Origin of the sequence: Streptomyces sp. OfavH-34-F, from assembly GCF_022347745.1 — a bacterium.
Classification (GTDB): domain Bacteria; phylum Actinomycetota; class Actinomycetes; order Streptomycetales; family Streptomycetaceae; genus Streptomyces.
In genome coordinates, this window is the sequence record NZ_JAKRGC010000525.1 from 1 (window position 1) to 2,628 (window position 2,628).

Annotated in this window: 3 protein-coding genes; all 3 read right to left on the minus strand. The window is 75.5% G+C overall.

Annotation, left to right across the window (positions count from 1 at the left end):
- Positions 1-1,305 (minus strand): FtsX-like permease family protein (locus MHW47_RS34370; protein WP_308381743.1); only part of this gene is annotated, 1,305 nt, incomplete at its 3' end.
- A 172-nt stretch (positions 1,306-1,477) separates the two neighbouring features.
- Positions 1,478-1,882: a globin gene (locus MHW47_RS34375; protein WP_239227761.1), complete on the minus strand. Its 405-nt coding sequence runs from the start codon at positions 1,880-1,882 to the stop codon at positions 1,478-1,480.
- Between the two features lie 42 nt (positions 1,883-1,924).
- A partial coding sequence (locus tag MHW47_RS34380; protein WP_239227762.1) for an FHA domain-containing protein occupies positions 1,925-2,628 on the minus strand: 704 nt, incomplete at its 5' end.

Genomic DNA, 2,628 nt, shown 5'->3' on the forward strand with positions numbered 1-2,628 from the left:
GGCCCGCACCGGGCCGGGCAGCGCGGCGGACCGGGCGGAGCGCCGGCCCCCGGCGCTGGCGGCCAGGGCGGGCGCCACCACGGCGAGCGCGCAGGCCAGCGCGGTGACGGTGGCGACCAGCCACACCTGGCCGGTCATGCCGGTGTCCAGGCGCAGCCCGATCCGGGAGAGTTCGCTGCGGTCGGCCAGCAGCCGGGTCAGCGGTCCGGAGAGCAGCGGGGCGACGACGGCCGCGGGCAGGGCGAGCAGCAGCGCCTCGACGGCGGCGAGCGAGGTGATCCGGGCCCGCGATCCGCCGCGCGCCCGCAGCAGCTCGGTCTCGCCCGCGCGCTCGCTGCTGAGCAGCCGGGCCACCAGGAGCAGGGCGTAGCCGGCGAGCAGCACCAGCTGCACGGCGACGATGGTCAGCGTGGAGCGGGACACCAGCAGGGCGCGGTCGATCTGTTCGAGCACGGTGGGCAGCGAGGTGCGGGCGGTGGCCCCGTCCTTGAACACGGGTGCGGCCAGCAGCCGCTGGGGGCCCGTGGTCGCCGCCTCCCGCAGGTCCGCGATCCCGTCCGTGGTCACCGTGCGGAAGTCGGCGGTCGCCAGCCAGGCCATCTCGCCCGCGCTGGTGCGGCCCGAGCCGAGCACGGCGGGGTCGGTGAGCAGCGGGCCGTAGGTGGTGAAGACGACCTTGCGGATGCCGCGCCCGCCGAGCGCGTCGAGCTGCCAGTACGGGTCGGCCTGGTCGGCGGCCTTGTAGAGCCCGGTGATCACGACGTCCAGCGGCTTGCCGCCCAGCCGGTCGGTGACCCGGAACCGGGCGCCGGGCTCCAGCGACAGCGCGTCGGCGGCGCTCGCGGGCAGGGCGGCCTCGACGGGCCCGCCCTTCTTCCCCGCCCCGGCGGCGGGCAGGCGTCCGGCGGTGAGGCGGACGCGGTCGCGGTCCAGCGCGGCGAAGTGCGTGAGGTCGGGGTCGCCGCCCCGGGCGGCCGGTGACTGGAGGGCGCGGGGGAGGGCGTACGGTCCGGACGCCTCCAGCGTCCGCACGGTGACCGGCAGCCCGTCGAATGTCTCCCGGGCGGCCTTGCGGGCGGCCGCGTCGGCCGCTTCGCGCTCCTCGGGCGCCAGTTGCGCGGAGATCACGAGCGAGGCGGGCTCCGCGGAGCGGTGGGTGAGCGCGTGCCGCAGGGCGGCGTCGCCCACGGAGCCGGAGAACGCGGTGAGCGCGGCCAGGACCGAGGTGGTCAGGAGCACGGCCAGCACGGCCGCGGCGAGCAGGAGCCGGTGCGCCCTCACCCGCAGAAAGACGAACCCCGTCACCTGGCCCCCTCGTCACCACATCCGGCACGCCCGCCCCTGGCGTTGCCTGGATGCTTTCAGACCCACGGTGGTTCGTGAAACCGCTTACAGACACAACTTGATGCATTCGTGACCGGTATCCGGCCGCGGAGTACCGCATTCCGCACGCGCGTCGGCGATGCGTGACCGCAGGTCAGCCGTCGGTGTTCACCATCGAGGCCGCCGCGTACGTCAGGTACTCCCACAGCTGCCGCTCGTGCTCCGGGTCGAGCGCCAGCTCGTCCAGCGCCACCCGCATGTGGCCCAGCCAGGCGTCGTGCGCGGCACGGTCCACCCGGAACGGGGCGTGCCGCATCCGCAGCCGGGGGTGGCCGCGCCGCTCGCTGTAGGTGCGCGGCCCGCCCCAGTACTGCATCAGGAAGAGCGCGAACCGCTCCTCCGCCGGTCCGAGGTCCTCCTCCGGGTACATCGGCCGCAGCAGCGGATCGTCGGCGACGCCCTGGTAGAAGCGGTGCACCAGGCGCCTGAAGGTGGCCTCGCCGCCGACCTGCTCGTAGAAGGTCACGACCTGCGTGGTGTCGCGCGGGTTCTCAGTCACCCGTCCATGGTCGCAGACGCCCCGTCCGGCCGGACGCGGTGCTCAGTCCCGGCGGACGGTGATCGTCGTCCACGCCCCGACGTGCACCTGGTCGCCGTCCTGGAGGGGGACGGGGACGTACGGCTGGATCGGCTCCTCGGACCCGTTGACCGTGGTGCCGTTGGTGGAGTTCTGGTCCACCACGGCCCAGCTGCCGTCGGGCTGCTGCACCAGCACCGCGTGCTGGTGGGAGACGCCCGGGTCCTCCGGCGGCACCGACAGGTCGATGTCGGGGGACTCGCCCGTGCTGTGCCGGCGGCGGCCGATCGTGATCTGGCTGCCGGTGAGCGCGAGCTGCTGCTCCGGGGAGTACGCGGGCAGGTTGAGCCCGGTCGCCTCGGGGCCGCTGCGCTGCATCATCGCCAGGAAGTACTCGCGGTCCGGCGCGATGAACGCGGTCCAGTTGTTGGACAGCGGCGGCTGACCGGCCCCCGGACCGTGCTGCTGGCCGTGGCCCTGCTGCTGGCCGTGGTTCTGCTGGCCGTGGCCCTGCGGGTCGCCCTGCGGCCGGCCGTGGCCCGGCTGGCCCGGGAAGGGCGGCTGCCCCACCGGGTTCTGCGGGGCCGGGGACTGCGGGGGCTGGGCCTGCGGGGCCGGCTGCGAGGGCGGGGACAGCAGCCAGTCGTCGCCGTCCGAACGCGGCGGGGCCGGCGGGGGCGCCGTCTGCTGCTGGAAGGCGGGCGGCGGCGGCGCGCCCTGCTGCTGGA